Annotated in this window: 3 protein-coding genes; 2 read left to right on the top strand and 1 reads right to left on the bottom strand. The window is 74.4% G+C overall.

Features of this window, described 5'->3' with window-relative positions; genetic code table 11:
• The coding region (locus IE249_RS18855; RefSeq protein WP_229858799.1) for a universal stress protein at positions 1-631 on the bottom strand (631 nt) is incomplete at its 3' end.
• 220 nt (positions 632-851) lie between these two features.
• Here IE249_RS18855 and IE249_RS18850 point away from each other — a divergent pair.
• Entirely contained in the window at positions 852-3,182 is a 2,331-nt protein-coding gene (locus IE249_RS18850; protein WP_189705986.1) for a heavy metal translocating P-type ATPase, read from the top strand.
• Between the two features lie 122 nt (positions 3,183-3,304).
• A partial coding sequence (locus IE249_RS18845) for an FG-GAP repeat protein (RefSeq protein WP_189705985.1) occupies positions 3,305-4,493 on the top strand: 1,189 nt, incomplete at its 3' end.

Raw genomic sequence — 4,493 nt, 5'->3', positions numbered from 1 at the left:
GCTCCCGGAGCCGCTCGATGTCCACCACCATGTCGAGCGGATCGTCCGGCCGTACGGAGGCTCCCTCGCCCCATGTGTTCCACACATGCAGCGCCAGCAGGCCCGCACCGCGCATCGACGCTTCGGCGAAGGCGAACTCGACGGCGCTTTCACCGGCCGGGGAGCCGTCCACCGCCAGCAGCACGGGGGCGACCGGGTCCGGCGTGCCGCGTACCACCAGCACCGGACAATGGCCGTGGGCGGCCAGATGCACCGCGGTGGAACCGAGGAGCAGACTGCCGAACCCGCCCAGCCCCCGGCTGCCCACCACCACGAGCGAGGCGGTGCGCGACTCGATCTCCAGCACCATGACCGGCTCGCCGACGGTGACCTCTCGCGCGATGTCCAGGGGCGGTGAGACCTCGCGTGCCCGCTGTTCGGCCTCGGCCAGTGTTCCGTCCACCAGTTCACGCACTCCCGCCGTGGCGGGAGTCCACGGGGGGCCACCGAGCAGGGGACGGACCGACGGCCATCCGAAGGCGTGCACCAGCCGCAGGGTGGTCTGGCGCAGGGCCGCCTCGCGCGCCGCCGTCTCCACCGCCTCCATGCTGGAGGGTGAGCCGTCGACTCCCACTACGACCGGGTTCGCCATGACACGTCTCCTCCGGGGTCCGCCGCCTGGCCGCCTCGTCCATCCTCCGCCACTGTGCCGGGCCCCGCATCGGGCCGACCGGAAGCGACCAGCGGGCCGGACGCCGTCCGCACCGCCCCCGGGCAGGGCCGGACGTCCCCTCCCGCCGGCACCGGTGGCGTGATGTGCTGGAGAGGGACCGGCCCCACGAACCGCCGCGTCGCACGGACCGAGGTACGCCATGCCCCAGCACACGTTCACCACATTGCCGCGCCGCCTGGCCACGGCGGTCGGACCGGCGCGGCTCGAACCCGTTCTCCTGGCCGTCACCACGGCTGCCGTGACCGCCGGCGGCATCGCCTGGCTCACGGGTGCCCACGGCCTCGCCGACCTCCTCTGGGCACTGGGCACCGTGTCCGCCGTGGTCCCCGCCGCGGGCTGGGTGATCGCCGCCCTGCGGCACGGCCACGCGGGCGTGGACCTCATCGCCGTCCTCGCGCTCGGCGGCACCCTGGCCGTGCACGAGTACCTGGCCGGCGCCCTGATCGCGCTGATGCTGGCCACGGGGCGCGCTCTGGAGTCCGCGGCCCAGCGGCGGGCCTCCCACGACCTGCGCGCCCTGCTGGAGCACGCGCCCCGTTCCGCGCGTCGCCGCACCGGCGCCGAGGTGGTCCTGGTCTCACCGGCCGACATCGCCGTCGGTGATCTGCTCGTCGTCGGTCCCGGCGAGGTCGTCCCGGTCGACGGCCGCGTGGAGAGCGCCACCGCCGTCCTCGACGAGTCGGTGCTCACCGGCGAGCCGCTCCAGGCCGAGCGGCCACGGGGCGACACGGTACGCAGCGGCGTGGTGAACGCCGGCGGCGCCTTCGAGCTGCGTGCCACGGCCACCGAACAGGACAGCACGTACGCCGGGATCGTACGGCTGGCCGATCAGGCCGGGGCCGAGTCCGCGCCCGTCGTCCGGCTGGCCGACCGGTACGCGGCCTGGTTCCTGCCGCTGTCCCTGGTGGTGGCGGGGCTGGCCTGGCTGGTCAGCGGCTCGGCGGTACGCGCGGTCGCGGTGCTGGTGGTCGCCACCCCTTGCCCGCTGCTGCTGGCCGCCCCGGTGGCGATCGTCTCCGGCCTTTCCCGCGCCTCCCGCCTCGGTGTGGTCGTCCGTGACGGCGGCGCGCTGGAGAACCTCGGTCACGCCCGCACGCTCCTGCTGGACAAGACCGGCACGCTCACCGGCGGCCGGCCGCGTGTCATCGACGTCATGGCGGCCCCCGGGCTCAAGCCGGCGGACGTACTGCGCCTGGCCGCCTCGGTCGACCAGTACTCGCCCCACGTCCTCGCCCGGGCCATCGTGGACGCCGCCCGGGAACGCGGGCTCGAGTTGCCGGTCCCGGCTGACGTCACCGAGGAGCCCGGACGCGGAGCCACCGGCACCGTGGACGGCCGGCGGGTCTCGATCGGCCGCGCGGACTTCACGGACACGAGGGCCGAATGGGCCGGGGCGGTCGGCAACCGCGCTCTGCTCGACGGCGCGGCCGTCGCCTGGCTCACCGTCGGCGGTGAGCCGGCCGGCGCCGTCCTGCTGCGCGACCCGCTGCGGCACGACGCCCCGCGCACCCTGCGCCACCTGCGTGCGGCGGGCATCGAGCGGCTGCTGATGCTGACCGGCGACCGCGCCGCACCCGCCCAGGAGGTCGCCGCGGTCCTCGGCCTGGACGGTGTAAGCGCCGAGCTCTCCCCGGCCGACAAGGTCGCCGCCGTGCGCGCCGAACGTGAGCGCGCGGTCACCGTGATGGTCGGCGACGGTGTCAACGACGCCCCCGCACTCGCGGCCGCCGACATCGGCGTCGCCATGGGCGCCCACGGCTCCACCGCATCCTCCGAGGCCGCCGACATCGTGCTGACCACCGACCGCGTCGACCGCCTCGCCGACACCGTCGCCATCGCCCAGCGAGCCCGGCGCATCGCCGTGCAGAGCGCGCTGGGCGGCATGCTGATGTCCCTGGCGGCGATGGGTGTGGCCGCCTTCGGTCTGCTCCCGCCCGCCGCCGGCGCCCTGCTCCAGGAGGGCATCGACGCCGCGGTCATCCTCAACGCCCTGCGCGCCCTGCGGGTCGACCGGACCGCGCGGCCGGCCCTGACGTCCGAAGCGGAGGCCCTGGTCCACCGCTTCGCCGCCGAGCACGACGACCTCCAGGACGTACTGGAGTCCGTACGAGACGCCGCCGACCGCCTCTCCGACAGCCGCGGCCCCGCGGCGCTGGCCGCCGTGGAGGAAACGCACCGGCTGCTCACCGAGCGCCTGCTGCCGCACGAGTACGCCGAGGAGCACGAGCTCTATCCGGCCCTGGCCCCGACACTCGGCGGACCGGAGGCCACCGCCACGATGAGCCGCGCCCACACCGAGATCGAGCGCCTCTCCCGCCGTATCGACACCCATCTGCGGCTCGCCCGCGCCGACGGCGGCCTGTCCCCCGGTCAACTCGACGACCTGCGCTCCTGCCTCTACGGCCTCAACACCGTCCTGCGCCTGCACTTCGCCCAGGAAGAGGAGAACTACTTCTCCCTCGCCCAGTGAGGGCACTGCCCGAACGCACCGCCGGAAAAGCGGACGCTCAGCGTCCTACAACCGTCCGCCACTGCCGCGGGTCTCCCCTACGACGCGGCCGGTCACCGCGCGCGGAATTGAAGGGCGGATCCATGGGGAGCCTCAGACGACTGGTCGTGATCGCGACCGTCACGGCCGTTTCGGCGAGCGGCGTCGTGCTCGGCGCGGGCGGGGCCGCGACGGCGGCGCCCGCCGGAGCCGCCGGCCCGGCCGCCGGCAAGCAGGCCGACTTCAACGGGGACGGTTACGGCGATCTGGCCGTCTCCGGCGGCCGGGCCGTCACCGTGATGTTCGGCGGGGCGGGCGGCCTCAGCACCTCCCGGCGGCAGACCCTCACCCCCGCCTCGACGGGCATGCCCCAGTCCGGCGGCGCCGGCTTCGGTGACTCGCTCGCCGCGGGTGACCTGGACGGCGACGGCTACGACGACCTCGTGGTCGGCTTCGACGGCGCCTCGCCCGCCGACCCCGACGTGGCCGTCGTATGGGGAGGACCCAGGAAGCTGTCCGGGACGACGTTCCTGTCGTTCAAGCCCGGGTACGGCTCCAACGGCCCCATGGTGGTGGACGACTTCGACGGCGACGGCAAGGACGACCTCGTCGCCGAGACCGTCGAGGGCACCACGCTCTTCCGTGGGCCGTTCCGCCGGGACGGCTCGTCCGCCTCCACCACGCTCGTGAACACCGGGGTGCTCGCCTACGACCTGGTCTCCGGCGACGTCAACGGCGACCGCGTCGCCGACCTGCTGGCGGTCGGCAGGCGCAGGACCGGCACGACGGACATCGCGGACTCCGCCCTGGTGCCGGGCTCCGGGCACGGCTTCGGCGCCGCCGAGGTCTTCCGCACCCAGAGCACCTCGGGGACCATCGGGGACGTCGACGGCGACGGATACGGCGACGTGATCCTCGGCGCCCCGCTCGAGGGGCACAACCCGGCGGGCGTCGTCGGCGGTTCGATCGTCGTCGAGTACGGCAGTGCCAAGGGCGTGAGCACCACGCGCAAGCCGGTCCGCGTCAGCCAGGACACCGCGGGCGTTCCGGGGGTGGGCGAGAAGTACGACCGCTTCGGCTGGGACCTGGACGCCGGTGACGTCAACCGTGACGGATACGCGGACCTCGCCATCAGCGTGCACCACGAGAACGTCTCCGGGGTCACCGCGACCGGCGTGGTCGACGTACTGCGCGGCTCCGCCAAGGGCCTGACCGCCACCGGTGCGATCTCCTGGCACCAGAACACGGCGGGCGTGCCCGGCGTCAACGAGAAGTACGACGAGTTCGCCACCC

This window comes from Streptomyces anandii JCM 4720 (assembly GCF_014650655.1).
GTDB lineage: Bacteria > Actinomycetota > Actinomycetes > Streptomycetales > Streptomycetaceae > Streptomyces > Streptomyces anandii.
The sequence above is the reverse complement of the archived record's forward strand: the minus strand, read 5'-3'. Positions and strand labels throughout refer to the sequence as shown.

Excerpts from the sequence above, each read along its gene's own strand:
- IE249_RS18850 (WP_189705986.1), top strand. The coding sequence starts at position 852 with ATGCCCCAGCACACGTTCACCACATTGCCGCGCCGCCTGGCCACGGCG.